This window comes from Nocardia sp. NPDC046473, assembly GCF_040645995.1.
GTDB lineage: Bacteria > Actinomycetota > Actinomycetes > Mycobacteriales > Mycobacteriaceae > Nocardia.
On record NZ_JBEYZJ010000010.1, the window covers coordinates 385771 to 402497 of the forward strand.

Genomic DNA, 16727 nt, shown 5'->3' on the forward strand with positions numbered 1-16727 from the left:
CGGTATGCCTCCTAACATCCGATGATCGAACCAATCACCGGTTAGCGGGGGACACCGAAGGAAGGTGGCGCGTCGGCTTCGGCGGTGCCGAACTCCGGACCGGGTTCGGTGCCCAGGGTGAAGTCGAGGCGACCGCCGGACAGGGCGAAGGATTCGGGCAACCACGCCTTGGTGGTGTTCTCACCGTTCACCTGCAAGGTGCGAATGTAGGGGGCGGCATCGTCGACCTCGGGCGCACTGATGGTGAACTGTTCGCCGGACGAGCGCCGGATCTCCACTGTCGAGAACGCCGGAGTGTGCACGAAAAGTTCAGCGCGGCCGGGGATTACGGGATAGAGCCCGAGCGAGGCCCAGACGTACCAGGCCGACATGGTGCCGAGATCGTCGTTGCCGACCAGCCCGTTCGGTGTCGGGCCGAATAGTTCGGTGCGGGCGCGGCGGACTACGTCCTGCGTGCGGTAGGGCAGCCCCGCCCACGCGTACAGCCAGGGAGTCTGCAGCGTCGGCTCGTTGCCGAGATAGGCGAACGGCGCGTGCGGGCCCGCGTTCAACTGGGTGAAGAAGGTGTCCAGCCGCCCGGCCGCCTTGGCCCGGCCGCCCATCAGGTCGAAGAGGCCGCGGACATCCTGGAAGGTCATCCAATGGTATTGCGCGCCATTGCCTTCCACGTATCCGTCGGTGCCCGCCGGGTCGAACAGCGGCCCGAAGAAGCCCTCGGCGGAGCGGGGTTGCAGCCAGCCGGTGAGTGGGTTGTACAGGTGCTGCCAGCCGTGTGCGCTGCGCAGGAACTTGTCGCTGACCGTGCGGTTGCCGAGCCGGTCGGCCAGCTGGGAGATGCCGAAATCGGCGATGTTGTACTCGAGCGTGTCGGACACCTGGCCGGGCACCCAGCCGAGCCGCTGGTATTCGTCGTTGTTCGGCCGCTCGGTGTAACCGGCCTTCTCCCCAACGCGTTCGGCGCCCGCGACCATCGAATCGAGCGCGCCCTCGGCGTCGAAGTCGTCGGCCCCGAACGCGTACGCGGTGGCGACGACCGAGTGGTACGGGTCGCCGTTCATCACCCCGGTGATGGTGTTCTGATGCGACCAGCGATCCCACACGTCGCCGAGCACGTGCGCGTTGTCGAACATCGACTGGGCGATGTCGGAGGCCACATCGGGTGCCAGCCACGCGAGCAGCTGGGCCTCGCTGCGGTAGATATCCCAGCCGGAGAAGGTTGCGTAATAGTGGTGTGCGGGTTGTCCGGGGGCTGCGGGCCGCACCTGGTGGGTCTTGCCGTCGAAGCCGGTGTAATTGCCGTCGACATCGTCGAAGATGTACGGCTGCAGGAACACGTGGTAGAGCGCGGAATAGAAGGTGCGCAACCGATCCTGATCGCCGCCGGTCACCTGCACCTGATCGAACCTGCGCCGCCACGCATCCCGTGCGTCCACCCGGACGGTGTCGAAGTCCTTCGTGCCGATCTCGGCGGCGAGGTTGCGGCGCGCGCCGTCGAGGCTGACGTAGGACAGGCCGGTGCGCATCTGCACCGGCTGCGCCGAGTCGAATTGCAGGAAGGCGCCGGTGCCGAGGCCGTTGCTCGCGATGTCGCCGGAATTCGTGCGGCGCGTCGGTGCCGCGCCGCGGGCGGTGGTCGAGCCCGGCTTGATGACGTTGTCCTTCCAGGTGCCCGACGCCGTGATCGGACGGTCGAAACTCGCGTGGAAGTAGACGCGATATCGGGTGCGCGCGCCACAGAACCCGCCGGTCAGCGCCCAACCGGACACGGTGTTGCCGTCGATGGTGATCTCGGCGTCGTCGACCCCGTTCACCGAGCCGGTGACGTCGAGCAGCAGCGTGCCCGGCTTGTCCTGCGGGAAGGTGAAGCGGGCGACGCCCGCCCTGGTCGACGCGGTCAGCTCGGTCTGCACGCCGGAGTCGGTGGTGACGCGGTAGTAGCCCGGGTTGGCCTGCTCGTTCGCGTGATCGAAGGTCTGCAGGTATCCCGCGCCGTCGACGGCCGGTGACCGGCCGATGATCCCGGACACCGGCAGCACCGGAAAGTCTTGTGCGCCAGTGCAACCAGGGCCGGAGATGTGCGTCATCGAGAACCCGTACAGCCGGTTGTCCTCGTACTTGTAACCACCGCCCGCGGTGCGCACCGTATCCGGGCTCCACTGCATCATCCCGAACGGCGTCACCGCGCCGGGGAACGTCATCCCCGCCCCGCCGCCGTGCCCGAAATCGGGCCCACCGTCCTGCGTCCCGACGAACGGATTCACATACCTACTGGAATCGGCCACGGTCTCAGCGTGCGCCACAACGGGAATCAAGGGAAGCAACAATGGAACAACGATGCCGACAAGCCGGCGACGCGACATACCTCTCCTCGACGAGCGTCAGACAACGTTGCTCCGGTGCGTGCCCCATCCTGGCAGTACGCCGGGTGCGTCGAGCCTCCGACACGCCGCTGATCAGCGCATTTGTGGTTTCGCATCGACAGAGGTGCGTGCCGGTCGCTTGGCCCGCGTGGGCCGTCAACCGAGCTCCGGGGTTTCGAGATCGCGAGGCTGGTTCTGCACGCTGAACGTGCATTGCCGTCGCCGCGGCCGGTCGCTCGGTGACGAGGAGGGCGGTTGCGGATGCGGGGCTCTTGCTGTTTGCGGTCAGTACCGCATCCAAATCAGCCGCCGAGAGTGATCTCGTTGTCGCGCAAGGTGTCCCGCAGGTCCTCGATTCTGAGGATTTCGTGGATCCACGTGGGCGCGGTGGGCTGGCGCAGCACCGCCGCCCGCACGGCCGCGGCGGCCACGACGGCGGTCGCCAGCGACTGACCGCGACCGGCCGCCCAGAGCGACGACTCGTTCGACGAGCGCGCGAGGACCACCCACTTATCACTGCCCGGCATCCGTTTCGGTGCCAGCGACTGAAGCGCGGGAACTCTGGTGAGCATGCCGAGTCCGAGCGTGGCGAGACGCGTGTCCAAACGCAGATAACTGCGGACCGGGACACCGAATTCGCGAGTGAGCCGGTGCTGGTCGGCGAAATCGGCGCGCAGGGCCGCGGCCGGTTTGTATCCGGACTCCCTCGGCACGTCGAAACGCTGCGGCCTGGTGAAGTTGCGGATGGGAGTGCCGTCGGGATCGAGAAAGTGTTTGCCGAGCAGGCCGTAGGTCCACGCGGTCGCGGCGGCGCCGTGGTGCTCGCCGGATCCGAGTCCGATCACGATATCGACCGGGCTTCGATGGCTGGACAAAGCGTCTGCGGCGAGCAGCGTCGTCAGACCCGGTGCCAACCCCACTCCGAGCACCACCGGCCCGGTGACACTCTCCAGGCTGTGCACGTATTCACTGGTCGCGGAGATATCGAGGAACGGAATCCCGCGCCCGGCACACACCTCGGCCAGCCGGATATCCTCGGTACCCGCGCAATTGACCACGGCGGCAACACCATCCAACGCGGCCGCGAAACTGTCGACATCGGACAGATCGAGCACCACATCCGCCCGCGCCGGGTCCCGCCCAGCGGCCAGCGCCGACAGCCCGTCCGCCCGCAGCAGTCGCACCGCATGCCCGCCGACCGCCCCGTACCCTCCCAAAACCAGCACATTCATCGGGACCCCCTCCGGATATCGTTGCACCGTAAGGACGTCCACGACCCAGGTGCGCCACCCAACCCTAGTGAAGATCCCGCCAGAAATGGGGGCTGCTACTGCCGTTTTTCGTGGCGATGATCCGGGTAGCGCTGACGTATGGACCTCTCGGAACGTTTCGAATGGCAGGGTCGGCGGATCGCGTGGGGGAGCGTCGGGCACGGACCTGCCGTAGTGCTCTGCCACGGCACCCCGTTCTCATCGGTGCTGTGGTACCCCTTTGCCGAGGCTTTGAGCGGCGACTTCACCGTTTATGTATGGGACATGCCCGGATACGGCCGATCATCGAAGCGGCCTGAGGATGCGGTCGATTTCGGCAGCCAGGCCTCGGCATTCGCCGCGTTGCTCGACCACTGGCAGCTCGACCGCCCGCACGTCATCGCGCACGACTTCGGTGGCGCGGTGTCGTTGCGTACGCATCTGGTCGAGGGCGTGCCGTATCGGTCACTGATGCTCATCGACGTGGTGGCGATCCCGCCGAGCGGGTCACCGTTCTTCCGGTTCGTACAGGAGAATCCTGATCTGCTCGGACAACTTCCCGCCTACATCCACGCCGCGATCGTGCGGGCCTACGTCCAGGGCGCGAGTCATCGCGGTCTGCGCGCGGACGACCTCGAAGCGTTGGTTGCCCCGTGGACAGGGGAGGACGGGCAGCTGGCTTTCTATCACCAGATCGCCGACTACGACGAACGTTTTCTACAGGAGAACGAGCGGCGACTCGGCGAGATCGCCCTCCCGGTCCGAGTGCTGTGGGGCAGCGAGGACACGTGGATCCCCGCCGCCCTAGGACACAAACTGACCGATCTCATCCCGGGCGCGACGCTCCGGTTGGTCGCGGAATCGGGACATCTGATGCATTACGACGCCCCGATTCCGTTGACCGACGAGATCAGAAACTGGCTCGGCCGGGTTGCCTGAGGCTCAGAGCAGCCACGGATTCATCGAGCAGACCGGCGCGGGGTGGGTGGCCGGGTTGAGCGCGCGCAGCGCGAGGGAGACCGCGCGGGGCGAGTAGAGCATCGAGTTGTGGTCGGAGATGTCTTGCACGCAGCCGTCCTGCAGGAGCACGTCGTCGACCGTCGCGCCCGGGCCCGCGGTGAGGTAGGTGCGGGTGAACGGGCTGGACACCTCGTCGTAGCGGTCGGCGACGATGGTGTACTCGACGCCGGACATCGTGTCGCCGCCCTCGTTGAGCTTGGTGAGCACCGGCGATCCGATGAGTTGCTGGATGCCCGCGTGGCCGATGAGGGCCTCGGTCGGGGTCGAAAGGTCAAGTCCCATCGTGTCTTTGAAGACACCGAGCAGGCTGCCCAGGCCGCTGAGCGTGGTGCCGTGGTTGGTCGCGCCGTAGGTGATGAGCTTTTTCACCTTGTTCGCCGCCGGATCGTCGGCGTTCGCGCCGCCCTCGAACTTCAGGTACTGGCGTGCCACTACGCCGCCCTGCGAGTGCCCGATCATGTCGACCTGTCCCGTGCCGGTGGCGGCGAGCACCCGATCGACGAAGACGGCGAGTTGCTTCGCGGAATCCTCGATGTAGCCGGTGGCGCCGATCGTGGGCAGGTTGAGCCCGGCGCCCGCGACGTTGGCGCGGCCGTAGTTGAAGGTGAAGACGCAGTAGCCCGCCTTGGCGAGTTGCGGGGACATGTAGGAGTAGGCGCCGAAGGCGCTGGCCCAGGTCCCGTGCACCAGGACGACCGGTCGCGGGTGGGCGTCATCGGGCTTACACGCCCAGTTGTTCGACCCCTGCGGTGCGACGTCCGGATTGACGAGTCCATAGGCGAAGGCCGCGGCCTCGTCGGTCAGCACCGGGCCGTACCCGACGGTGTCGGCGGAGTGCGTTTCCGAGACCGGACCCGGATCCCCAACGGCCACCGCGGCATTGAGCCCTAATCCGACAATCGCGGCTGCCATGATCGCCGCGATCGTGCGCGACGAACGGAGGATGCTTCTCATTTGCTGATTCCTAGGAAGAGGTGTGCTTCGAGCACAGACGTGTGGAGCTGGAATAGAAACTGGTCGTACGACCAGTTGAGGGAAGAGTAGAGGCAATTCGCTAGGAATTAGCCGTGACCACTTTCACGCCGAGGTCATCGCTGCCGACCCCGGAGAACGCACAGCCGGTCGACGTGCGAATCACCACCCGCCGTCGACTCGGTCCTCACCCACAGTTCACACAACGTTTCACCAGTTCAGCACTGTCGAACGCAAACCATTGCCCAGAACTGCGACCCCGCCCTCTGTCCAGCCCCCTCTGCGGAAACTGAGCACCGTTTCTGTGACCCGCTCACCCGCTACACCGGGTGAGCGGTTTACCGAAAGGATGCTCGGCCAGAACAAAGGGTGCACATCGGACACTCTGCGGTCCCGAAAATGTCCGCGCGACAGACTCGCTGCTTCGAAAGCGCTCGAGAACAGCACCACAGCCAGGTGACCACCTCCGGAACGTGACATCGCGCACCTGACCGATAACTAAGGTCGGGGACCCCACCTGGCGCGCCCAGCACTACTCCGGTCATCCGATGAACCAGTCGAAAACCCCTGGAACAGCGCACCACCGGAGAATCTCTCAGCACACCACCTCGAACCAGTACACCCAGAGACCCTGTGAAGGTGGACCTATCCGGGCAAGTGCTGCTTAGGACTCCAGAGGTGGACAGTCCAGTGAGCTGAAGACCTGTCCACGTTTTCCTGTGAAGCAGTGCTGGGCGCGTCGCCTGCCGTACCCGGCTTTAGTTAACGGTCAGGCGCGCGATGTCGCGTTCCGGAGGTGGTCATCTGGCTGTGGTTGCGTTCCAAGCGCTTTGGGCATAGGGCAAGGCGGTTTCAGCGTGGTTGTCTGGCCGTGCTTGCGTCCCAGGCGCTTTGGACAAGAGCGACGTTGTCAGTGGGCGTGCCTTCGAGTGGTCGGACGGGGGGCGCCGCGCGTGAATTGTGCAGCCGCGTGCGGTATTGCTAGCAATCTCGTTCGCGGGGAGCGAAATTGGGCGCGGCGGGCAATTTTGAGCGCAGCAGGCAATCTCGAACGCGGCGGGCAATTCGTGCGCGGCGGGGGCGGCGGCGTCTCGTTGAGCTTGGCGGAGGTGGGCGCTGGGCGGCGTTTGATGTCTGCGGTCGGTGGGGATCTGCACTGGCACTCGGGATCTGCACTGGCACTCGGGCCCTATTCCAAGGCAAGTCTTGAGTGGGAGTGTAGATTCTGCCGCTAGCGCGGGGGCAAGGGTATGCCGTCGGGTAGAGAATTCAGCTGGCGCGGTGGTGAATCGGGCGTACCCCGGCGAGCGCCCGCAAGGCATCGGCGCGGGAGATGGGTTGGTCGTCGGCTAGGGCCGCGAGCTCGACGGCGAGCCAGTCGCGGATGAGTTCGCTCATGGTGATGCCGCGGGCCTGGGCTTCGGCCTTGATGGATTGGTCCATGTCGAGGGGTATGCGCAGGGATCGCACCACCATGATGTCCTCGCCGGGCGCCATCGGCGGCGGCACGTCGGCCTCGCGCACCGGTGCGTCGTCGAAGACGAGGCTGTCCATCAACTCGTCCACCCCCTGGGGGGTGGCGGGGAAGTTGTTGTCGCCCATCACTGGTTCTCCTGTTCCCACTTTTCGAACTCGGTTACCTGCTCCGGGCTCATCGGTCGGGCGGCGACGATCTGCCATTGCCAGGGTTCGGCCTGGCGCAGGCCGACGATCAACGGCCGACCCGCGGCCGTCCGGCCCCAGATCGTCAGCATCTCCATGCCCGCAGTGCCCCGGCCACGCCGTGGCCATCGTCGCTGCTTGGTCAGCACCTGCATCACCTCGTTCGGAGAGATCCCGATGAGCATGTCCAACGCCCAATCAGGCCACTCGAAACCCACACCAGCCATAATACGCGCGTATTACGCCTGGTGGCTAGAGGTGGGTCAGCGCGCGTCCAGCTCGGGGCGGCGGCGGCCGAGTAGGCCGCGCTGGTAGAAGTGGATGCGTGATCTATGTCGACGTCCCGCTGACCGAGGATATTCGCGCTGCTGTGGCGGCCGAGTGGGGATACAAGGGTGACGGTGAGCGGTTGTACGGCGGTGAGGAGTCCGCTGCGTACCGCGTCGGCGAGGTCGTGGTGCGGATCGGGGCGGTGGATCGCGACCCCGTCGAGGTCGAGTGGTGCAACGGTATTGCGGTTGCGGCTGCTCGCGGTGTGCGCGAGGCGGTGGCACCGTTGCCGCGGGCGAATGGGTCGACGGTCGAGGTGGTGGCGGGCCGTCCGATTACCGTGTGGCCGCTGATCGAGGGGCAGTGGGCCAGCGGCGAGGATCCGGTGCAGGTGACCGAGGCGGCCGGGCTGCTGGCGCGGGTGCACCGAGCCCTGGCCGACTATCGGCCGGCGGCGCGGCCCAAGCGGTCGTTCCTGGAGATCGGGCTCGACGGTGCGCCGTCCGCTGAGTTACCCGATCCCGAGTTGGATCGTTGGCTTGCCGAGTTCGGCAGGACTGCTCGTGCGCAGCCGTTACACGGTGACTATTACGAGGGCAACCTTTTGGCCCGCGATGGGCATGTCATCGCCGTGCTCGACTGGGACGAGGCGTTGATCGGACCGCCGGAACTCGAACTAGCTTCCGCCGCATTGGAATTCGCCGATGTACTGGGGAGTGATCTGGCCGTCGCGCGCCGATTCGTCGACGACTACCATGCTGCGGGCGGCACGGCGGGGCAGCTCGACGATGTTGCGCTCGCCCAGCTGATGCGCCATCGATTGCGCAGGGAGGCAGTGTATTTCGGCATCGCCGTCGGCCGCGGCGTCCAGCACGACGAGGACGATCTCGAGTACCATCGACAGCGGATGGACACGTTCCGCCTCCTCCGGCCCTGAATCGGCAGACACTATAAAACTCCAACATTCAACGGTTAAGCGGACGTCCGGGAAACCGACCGCCAATTATGTAGGGGCCGAGTAATTTCCGGGTTTTCCCCACTTCTGTTGGGGAGCTTCGGGTGGGTATAGACGTCTTACAGTGAGACCTGTCCGATCCCCGCCCGTTGTGAGGCATCCCATGTACAAGAAATCAGTCACTCTCGGCGCTGCCGTATTCGCGCTTGCTATTCCGATGGCCGGTTCGCAGGCGTCCGCGCTGCCCGATTGGAACGGCCCCATACCGCCGGACAAGATTGTCATCGACGTCGCGAGCGTCAATGGCACCGGTTGTCCGGCCGGAACCGCGGCCGTAGCCGTCTCGCCCGACAACGAGGCCTTCACGGTCACCTACAGTCAGTACACCGCCAAGGTGGGTGTCGGAGCCGGTCCGACCGATTTCCGGATGAACTGCCAGATCAACCTGAAAGTGCATGTCCCGCAGGGCTTCACCTACGGCATCGCCTCGGCGGATTACCGTGGCTTCGCATCGTTGGCGAAGGGTGCGACCTCCTTGGAAAGGGCCAGGTACTACTTCCAGGGCAATTCGCCGACCGACTATGTCGACCATACCCTCAAGGGGCCTTTCGGTGATGATTGGCAGAATACCGACTCCACCGAGGTCGGCGCGATCGTCTACCAGCCGTGCGGCGAATTCCGCAATTTCAATATCAATACCCAGCTGCGCGTCGACGCCGGCACATCGGATCCGAAGACGACCACCAGCTTCATCACGATGGATTCCACCGACGGAAGCATCACCACCACCTACCACTTCGCCTGGAAGCAGTGCCCTTAGTGAAATACGCCTGACAGCGACATTTCCCGAATCGGCACGGTGATCGGTAGGCGGTCACCACACCGACGCGAATTCGACCGCTATCCGCAGTACCTTCGGATAGCGGTCGTCGCAGTCTGTTCGAGTGGCATGGTGCACGGTCGACGCGCGAGGATGGCGGTATGCATGATCGGATGGAGCTGATCGGCGGCATCGAGAAGCCGGAGATCCGCCTCGTCGACTACCGCCCCGCTGGCCGAACCGCTTCGCCGAGGAGCGCGGCAGGATCGCCGCCGCGCTCGGCGCCGCCGCGCGCCGGATCGACCACATCGGCTCGACTTCGGTGCCGGGGCTTGCGGCCAAGCCGATCATCGATATCGACCTCAGTGTGCCCGATGTCGAGGATGAGGACGCGTTCCTCGAACCGCTGCTCGCTGCCGGTTATCGACTTCGGGTGCGTGAGCCGGGGCATCGGATGGTGCGAACCCCGGAACGTGATGTGCACCTACACATCTGCACTGTCGGCAGCGAGTGGGAACGCCGCCATCTACTGTTTCGCGATTGGCTTCGGCACGACGCGCGAGACCGCGCGGCCTACGGGCAGTTGAAACAGCGACTTGCGCAGCGCGACTGGTCCGATATGAACGCCTACGCAGATGCCAAGGGGCCGTTGATCATCGAGATCACCGCGCGGGCGGAGGCGTGGGCACAGTCCATCGGCCGGATGCCAGGGGATTGAGGGCGAACGTGGACGATGTCGAGATCGATGAAGCCCTGGTGCGATCGCTCCTGAGTGAGCAGCACCCCGACCTTTCCGGACTGGGCCTGCAGCGCGTTGCTGCCGGTTGGGACAACCAAATGTGGCGTCTCGGTGCGGAATTGGGGGTCCGGATGCCACGCACGCCCCGCGCCCCTGGGTTGTTGGCCAAGGAGCGGCGGTGGCTGCCCACGCTGGCCGAGCGCCTTCCGCTGCCGGTCCCGACGCCCCTTCGGTTCGGCGAAGCGTCGCCAAGTTTCCCGCGGCCATGGACGATTGCGCGCTGGGTTCCCGGCGAGCCGGCCGACCGCGTGGCGATCAGCCGCGTCGAGCACGCTGCTGATGCTTTGGCGGGCTTCCTCAGAGCGCTCCATCAGGAGGCGCCCGACGAGGCCCCGGCCAATCCGGGCCGCGGCGTTGCGCTCGAGACATTCGCGCACGATGCCGGTTCGAAGTTGCAAGCTTTTGTTCCGGGCGGCATCGTCGCCGACGTCCAACGTGTATGGGAGGCAGCCATTTCCGCTCCCGCGTGGGCCGGGCCGCCGGTGTGGTTGCATGGTGACCTGCATCCGGCGAACGTCGTCGTCTCGGGCGGGACGCTCGCGGGCGTTATCGACTTCGGCGAACTCTGTGCCGGCGATCCGGCAAACGATCTTGCGGCCGCGTGGCTATTGTTGCCCTCCGGCGGTGCCGCGCGGTTCTTCGACACCTACGCGATCGGGGACACGGCAATGGTCCGGCGAGCGCGAGGGTGGGCCGTATTGCACGCGGCTTCGCTCATCAGTATCGGCCAGGCGTGGGACCGGGGGCTGCCCGGTGGCCAGCCGACCTGGGGACGTGCGGGCCGGGTGGCGCTCGAGCGTGTGCTGGCGGACTGCTAGATCAGCCCACCGGCAGTTGGTTCGGGCGATGGGCGGTTGCGGGGACATCGGGGCGGGTTTGCCAGGGGTGCGGGCCGTCGAGGGGGCGGTATTCGACGCCCAGTGCGTCCAGGCGGGGGAGATGGTGGTCGCGTAGGCGGGGGAGGAACTCGGTGTAGTCGTGAGTTGGTGGGCTCCAGGCGAGTTCGGCGACCGCGCATAGGCGGGGGAAGGCGGCGTAGTCGACTCGGCGCACGGAATCGAAGTGTTCGCTCCACAATTGGGCTTGGATGCCGATGACGTGTGGGTCGTCGAGGGTGGGCTGGTAGCGGTACACGTCTTCGAGGGTGCGTAGGTAGCCGACCGGGATCGGTTCGTCGGGGTGGTCGGATTGACGGTGGTCCAAGTAGAAGTGATCCTCTGGGCACAGCACGACGTCGTGACCTGCCGTTGCCGCACGGGTGGCGGCGGCCTGATCGCGCCATGCGCCGATCACCATGGGCGGTAGGGCATCGGTGTCGAGGACCTCGTCCCACCCGAAGGCTCGGCGGCCCTGGGTGGCCAGATATGTTGCCAGGTCGGCGACCAGGCGGCCGTGCGCTGGTGTCGCGCCGGGAACCTCGTCGCCGCCGACGCCGATGACCGGTGACGGGAATATGGTCAGCACGTGGTCGAAGACTTGGCGGAGGAAGTCGAGCGTGTCCGGTGTGGGTTTGAGTAGTGAGGTGCTGACGCCCCAGGACGTCCATACCTCCCAAGGGCTTTCGGGTTCGGGGCCGAGCTCGGGGTAGGCGGCGATTGCGGCGCGGGCATGGCCGGGTACATCGATCTCCGGCACCACGGTGATAGATCGCTCGGCCGCGTACGCGACGATCTCGCGGAGGTCGTCGGTGGTGTAGAAGCCGCCGTGTGGGCGGCCGTCGCGTTCTGGGCCGTCATGGCGACCGACCATCGATCCCGTTCGCCACGAGGAGATTTCGGTCAGCTTCGGGAAGGCGGGGACCTCGATGCGCCAGCCCTGGTCGTCGGTCAGGTGCAGGTGCAGCACGTTGAGTTTGTGCGCTGACAGGAGATCGATGAACCGCAGTACCTCCGCTTTGGTGCGGAAGTTGCGTGCCACGTCGAGTAGGCAACCGCGCCAACGGAATCGCGGATGGTCTTCGATGACACCGCACGGGATGGTGAGTTCCCGTGTGCCGATCGCCGCGGCGCGGAACGCATCCGGTCCGGCGAGCTGGCGCAGCGTCTGCTGGGCGTGGGTCCGCCCGGCCTGATCCGCGGCAGTGAGCGTGATACCTGCGGGGGTGATCTCCAGCCGGTATCCCTCGGGTGGCAGGTCCGAGTCGATATGTGTGTCGACTTCCGTGGGCCATGCGCAAACTCCGGACCGTGGGGTCACCGAGACAGGTCGGGGGAGGAGTGTTTCGAAACCTGGCATGTCAGCCTTTCACCGCGCCGCCGAGGCCGGAGACGAGCTTGCGCTGCACGAGCACGAACAGCACGAGCGCCGGAATGGTCATCAAGGTCGAGGCCGCCATCACCGCGCCCCAGTCGGTGTCCTCCGGTTTGAAGAACACCAGGATCGCCTGCGGCAGCGTCTGATTCTCGGTCTTGGAGATGATGAACGTCTTCGCGAACAGGAAGTCGTTCCATGCGTGGATGAACGACAGCACGCTGACCGACACCAGCCCGGGCGCCACCAGCGGCAGCAGGATCTGCCACGCGAACCGAAGACGGCTCGCCCCATCGAGTTTCGCCGCCTCCTCCAACTCGACCGGCACCGCCGCGACGAACCCGCGCAGCAGCCAGATGGCCAGCGGCAGGCTGAACACCAGATCCACCAGCATGATCGAGCCGAGCTCGTTGAGCCCCAACGCCGGCACGGTGCCGCCGATCGAGCGCATCAGGAAGAACAGCGGAATCGTCAGCGCCTCAACGGGAACCATCTGCGCCACCAGGATCATCACCAGCAGCACGGTTCGGCCACGGAACCGGAAGCGGGTGAGCGCCACCGCGGACAGGAACGACAACAGCAGCGAAAAGACCACGACCACAACGGCGATGAGCAAGCTGTTGAGGAAGAACCGGCCGAAACCGTCCATCGAGAGCACCCGGGTGAAACTGTCCAGGCTGGGCGCCAAGGTCCACGGTTTCGGATCGGCCGACTGGATCTCGCCCGGCGGCTTGAGCGCCGAGAGCACCATCCAGTACAACGGGAAGGCGACGAATCCGGCGATCACCACGGTAACCGCTTCGGCGACAAGGCGTCCGGGCTTACGCGGCGTGCGCAGCAGGGGTTTCACTGCCATGGCGTGCTCCTGCGCTGGGACCGGACGTAGAGCCCGGTGATCGACAACAGCAACAGCGTCATCAGGACTCCGATCGCGGAGCCGAGCCCGTATTCCTGCCCGGCGAAGGCCTTTTGGTAGGCGTAGACATTGAGCACCAGGTTGCGCCCGGCGACACCGCCGCCATTGGTCATCACGTAGATCTGGGTGAATATCTTGAAATCCCAGATGATCGACTGGATCGTCGCGATCAGCAGCAGCGGCCGGAGCATCGGCAGGATCACCGAGCGGGCCGAGCGCCACGTCGATGCCCCGTCCAGTGCCGCGGCCTCCAGCACCTCCTCGGGGATCGCCTTGATGCCCGCGTACATGGTCACCATGACGAACGGGAACGAGCACCAGATCACCTCGGCGGCAACCACTCCGAACGCGCTGAGCGTGCCGAAGGTCCACGAGTGCCCGTCCATCGAACGGAGTCCGAGGCCGGACAGCGCCTCGTTGGCGATGCCGAAATCGGCGTCGAACAGGAACAGCCAGACATACGACCCGGCCATCGCGGGAGTCGCCCACGCACCGAGCGCGGCGAGGAACAGCAGCATTCGCGGTACCGCGCGAACCCGTGTCGCGAGAACCGCCAGCGCTGTGCCGACCACCAGACCGCCGATCACACAGACCGCGCCGAACACGAAGGTGTTGGCGAGCACGATCCAGAACTGGCTGTCCGACAAGAGCTCTCGGTAGTTGCCGAGGCCGATGAACTCCAACGGCGCGGCACCGGTGGCTTGCGCCTGGCCGTAGTCATAGAACGAGATCACTACGATCTGATAGATCGGATAGATCAGCACGGCGGCGAGCAGGATGCCCGCCGGAGCGAGGTAGCACCACGCGGTGACCGTGTCCCGGCTCAGGCGACGAGGTTTCGGCGAGACGCGCGGAGTTGTTCTCGACAGTTCTTGAATTGCCATGTGCGCCTACCTGAATGCCTTGTTCATCGCGGCGGCCGCCGCGTTCAACGCCGCCGAGGGATCCTTGGCTCCGGTGGCGATCTGCTGCACCGCGGTCGGCAGCAGGTTCTGGCTGTCGATCTTCGACCAGGCCGGTGTGCTCGGCACGAACCTCGTACCGGCTTTGAGCGATTGGACGAACGGGGCGAGGAACGGGTCGTTCGCGGCGAGCTTGTGCTGCACACTGGTCAGCGTCGGCAGGTTCCCCATCGCCTGGTACATCTTCTCCTGATACTTTGCGCTGCCGAGCAATTCGACGAAGTCGACGGCGAGGCCGCGATGCTGGCCGGCGCGGAAGACGCCGAGCAGATTGCCGCCGGCGAAGGCCGGTGCGACCGAGCCTGTTTCGGTGCCGGGCAGCGGGATCACCGCGTATTTGTCCTTGGACGCACCCTGATCCATGGCCTTGCGGCTGAAGTCGCCACCGATGGTCATCGCGGCCTTGCCACCCGCGAAGGCCTGCACGCTCTGGGTTCCAGTGAAGTCGGCGCACTGCGCGGGTGGGCAGATGTCGTCGTGGATCAGCTCGGCGTAGCGGGTGATCCCCGCCTTGGCCCGGTCGGAGTTGACCGTGGCGTTCCACATCGTGCCGTCGTTCTCGGCTATCTCGCCGCCGTGCGCCCAGAGGTACGGCAGCATCGCGTAGGTGTATTTGCCGCCGACCGAAATCCCGTACAGGTCAGGCTTTTTCGCGCGAATGCGGCGGGCGGTGTCGGTGAGTTCGGCCAGGGTGGCCGGCGGCCGGAGACCGAGTTCGGTGAAGACGTCGGTGCGGTAGTACAGCGCGCGGATGCCCGTGTACCAGGGCAGCCCGTAGATCTTGCCGCCGGACTTCGCGGTTTCCAGGACCGACGGATCGATGTCCTTACCCTCCGGCCAGGACGCGAGATCGGCGCCCAGGTCGGCGAACGCGCCGGTGACGGCGTAGCCGGCGAGGTCGGTATTGCCGAACTCGGCGAGATCAGGGGCGCTGGCCGGATCGTTGAAAGCGCCTGCGAACTTCTCCGCTCGTCCGGCGACCGGCACCCACTGCACGTCGACGTCGACATTCGGCCGGGTCGCCTCGAACTCCGCGATCGCCTCGTTGATCACTGCTTCCTTCGGTGCGCGCGTCGCCTCGTCGAAAAGCCAGACCCGGACGGTGCCGGTCTTCTCATCGGCACCCGATCCGGCCGGACCGGACTGCACCGGCGCGCACCCGGCGAGCAGGAACAGTGCGGCTCCGAGTGTCAGTGCGCGTCGCACGGCCCCGCCTGGCCGGAATTCACGGTGCAGCATCAAGATTTTCGGTTCCCATTCATTGCTCGTTGCATATAATGCAACGTGTATTGCGTTGCGTGCCACAATGTTTAGCATCAAGCGGGGGTCACATTCAATAGGCAAATGTGATGCGGGTCGCAGGAGGGTGTGTGAGGTCATGGGCGGACTTCTCGGGCGGATTGGACGTGCAGTCTGCCGCGGCAACGGCGGCTGGGGGCCGCGCGCCACAGCTGGTCGGGCCGCGCGACAGTTCCGGATCTGGGCGAATGATCACGGGGAACTGGTGCTGGGATATCGCGAGGGCCAACAGCACTAGTTCCCCCTCGCTGAGCCGCGGCGGGTACCCGTGGCCGACGACGAGTTGTTTCTGGAGCCGAACATCGGAAAGCCCACCCCGACATCAGCGCGACATTCGAATCCGCTTGTGTCAGAAGGGGAGTGGCGATCCGAAACCTGAGTTGATCCAGGTCCGACCGACGTCGCCGATGCACTGGTTGGCAGGTGTGCTGCCGTTCGAGGTAACGAATCGAACACGGGCGCCGATCATTCCATGTGCGCGTTTACTGCCGACCGATCCTCGGCGGGTTGGCAGCCTTACTGCTCGTGGTCCTCGCTCTGTTCCTGATGCCCACGAACGAGCCCCCGATGCCCGCGACCAATCAGCAGGTGCGGACGTTGCCCTTCATCTCGACGCCGCCCACCACTACCGTCGGCGGAAGGCCTTCTGCGCCAATCGATCAGCCCGCGCCAGGTCGCGAATAAGCGTCAGGCGGTAATCGGGTGGACGCGGTCCGCGCCGATCCGATCGATCCGGTCCCGACCCCAAGCGCCGAGCGGCTCCAGCGCGCGATTGAGCGCGGCGCCCAATTCGGTGAGCTGGTATTCGACACGCGGCGGCACCTCGCGATAGACCTCGCGCGCCACGATCCCGTCCTCCTCCAGCTCACGTAGCTGCTGGATCAGCATCTTCTCCGAGACGCCCGGCAGGCCGCGGCGGAGCTCCCCGAACCGGCGGATGCCATGCGCCTCCAGCTCCCACAGAATCAGCGCCTTCCACTTTCCGCCGACCACATCCATCGCCGCGTCGATGCCGCAGAAATATGGTCCGGATCTCTTTTCGCCCATCGCCCGACCTCGCTACCTGCTCACACACTAATTAGTAAGTACCGGACCAAATAGTAGGTACTTGTCGCTTTCGGGAGCAACGAGCAACCTTGGTTTCAGCGCGCTGACCACCCCGTTCACGAACTTTCCAAGGAGTTGACCCCGC

14 protein-coding genes and 1 pseudogene are annotated in these 16727 nt (G+C 65.6%); 5 read left to right on the top strand and 10 right to left on the bottom strand.

Annotated elements, in window-relative coordinates:
• Positions 1-41 precede the first annotated feature (41 nt).
• Both ABZ942_RS34925 and ABZ942_RS34930 read right to left on the bottom strand, forming a co-directional pair.
• A complete protein-coding gene (locus tag ABZ942_RS34925) occupies positions 42-2360 on the bottom strand; it encodes a GH92 family glycosyl hydrolase (RefSeq protein ID WP_357389687.1) in 2319 nt (772 codons plus the stop codon).
• A 302-nt stretch (positions 2361-2662) separates the two neighbouring features.
• Complete coding sequence (locus tag ABZ942_RS34930) at positions 2663-3592, bottom strand: hypothetical protein (protein ID WP_357389689.1); 930 nt, start codon at positions 3590-3592, stop codon at positions 2663-2665.
• 138 nt (positions 3593-3730) lie between these two features.
• Here ABZ942_RS34930 and ABZ942_RS34935 point away from each other — a divergent pair, with 138 nt between their 5' ends.
• Positions 3731-4549, top strand: coding sequence for an alpha/beta hydrolase (locus tag ABZ942_RS34935; RefSeq protein WP_357389691.1), 819 nt, complete (start codon positions 3731-3733; stop codon positions 4547-4549).
• A 3-nt stretch (positions 4550-4552) separates the two neighbouring features.
• Here ABZ942_RS34935 and ABZ942_RS34940 read toward each other — a convergent pair whose 3' ends face one another.
• From ABZ942_RS34940 to ABZ942_RS34950, 3 genes are all read right to left on the bottom strand, one after another.
• Positions 4553-5584: an alpha/beta fold hydrolase gene (locus ABZ942_RS34940; RefSeq protein ID WP_357389693.1), complete on the bottom strand. Its 1032-nt coding sequence runs from the start codon at positions 5582-5584 to the stop codon at positions 4553-4555.
• Between the two features lie 1287 nt (positions 5585-6871).
• Positions 6872-7204 carry a hypothetical protein gene (locus ABZ942_RS34945; protein ID WP_357389695.1) on the bottom strand — a complete coding sequence of 111 codons (333 nt, stop codon included), beginning with the start codon at positions 7202-7204 and terminating at the stop codon, positions 6872-6874.
• Positions 7204-7482, bottom strand: coding sequence for a hypothetical protein (locus ABZ942_RS34950; RefSeq protein WP_357389697.1), 279 nt, complete (start codon positions 7480-7482; stop codon positions 7204-7206). The genes ABZ942_RS34945 and ABZ942_RS34950 overlap by 1 nt, the downstream gene beginning before the upstream one ends.
• A gap of 107 nt (positions 7483-7589) precedes the next feature.
• On the opposite strand from ABZ942_RS34950, the gene ABZ942_RS34955 reads away from it, so the two are divergent.
• The 4 genes and pseudogenes from ABZ942_RS34955 (at position 7590) to ABZ942_RS34970 (ending at position 10926) form a co-directional block, all read left to right on the top strand.
• The gene (locus ABZ942_RS34955) at positions 7590-8471 is read left to right on the top strand and encodes a phosphotransferase (protein WP_357389699.1); all 882 of its coding nucleotides are present in this window, start codon (positions 7590-7592) and stop codon (positions 8469-8471) included.
• Between the two features lie 181 nt (positions 8472-8652).
• On the top strand, positions 8653-9309 hold the full coding sequence (locus ABZ942_RS34960; protein ID WP_357389701.1) for a DUF4360 domain-containing protein: 657 nt from the start codon (positions 8653-8655) through the stop codon (positions 9307-9309).
• A gap of 238 nt (positions 9310-9547) precedes the next feature.
• A pseudogene (locus ABZ942_RS34965) lies at positions 9548-10027 on the top strand (GrpB family protein); the annotation flags it as partial.
• An 8-nt stretch (positions 10028-10035) separates the two neighbouring features.
• Positions 10036-10926, top strand: a complete 891-nt coding sequence (locus ABZ942_RS34970; protein WP_357389703.1) for an aminoglycoside phosphotransferase family protein — start codon at positions 10036-10038, stop codon at positions 10924-10926.
• Position 10927: 1 nt separating this feature from the next.
• Here the strand turns inward: ABZ942_RS34970 and ABZ942_RS34975 are convergent, their stop codons facing one another.
• The 5 genes from ABZ942_RS34975 to ABZ942_RS34995 form a co-directional block, all read right to left on the bottom strand.
• Positions 10928-12304 (bottom strand): beta-N-acetylhexosaminidase, encoded by a 1377-nt coding sequence (locus tag ABZ942_RS34975; RefSeq protein ID WP_357389705.1) that lies wholly within the window; start codon positions 12302-12304, stop codon positions 10928-10930.
• A 40-nt stretch (positions 12305-12344) separates the two neighbouring features.
• Positions 12345-13214: a carbohydrate ABC transporter permease gene (locus tag ABZ942_RS34980; protein ID WP_357389707.1), complete on the bottom strand. Its 870-nt coding sequence runs from the start codon at positions 13212-13214 to the stop codon at positions 12345-12347.
• A complete protein-coding gene (locus ABZ942_RS34985; protein ID WP_357389709.1) occupies positions 13205-14158 on the bottom strand; it encodes a sugar ABC transporter permease in 954 nt (317 codons plus the stop codon). The genes ABZ942_RS34980 and ABZ942_RS34985 overlap by 10 nt, the downstream gene beginning before the upstream one ends.
• Positions 14159-14164: 6 nt before the next feature.
• Positions 14165-15442 carry an extracellular solute-binding protein gene (locus ABZ942_RS34990; RefSeq protein ID WP_357389711.1) on the bottom strand — a complete coding sequence of 426 codons (1278 nt, stop codon included), beginning with the start codon at positions 15440-15442 and terminating at the stop codon, positions 14165-14167.
• A gap of 780 nt (positions 15443-16222) precedes the next feature.
• Positions 16223-16582, bottom strand: coding sequence for a helix-turn-helix domain-containing protein (locus tag ABZ942_RS34995; protein ID WP_357389713.1), 360 nt, complete (start codon positions 16580-16582; stop codon positions 16223-16225).
• Positions 16583-16727: the final 145 nt, after the last annotated feature.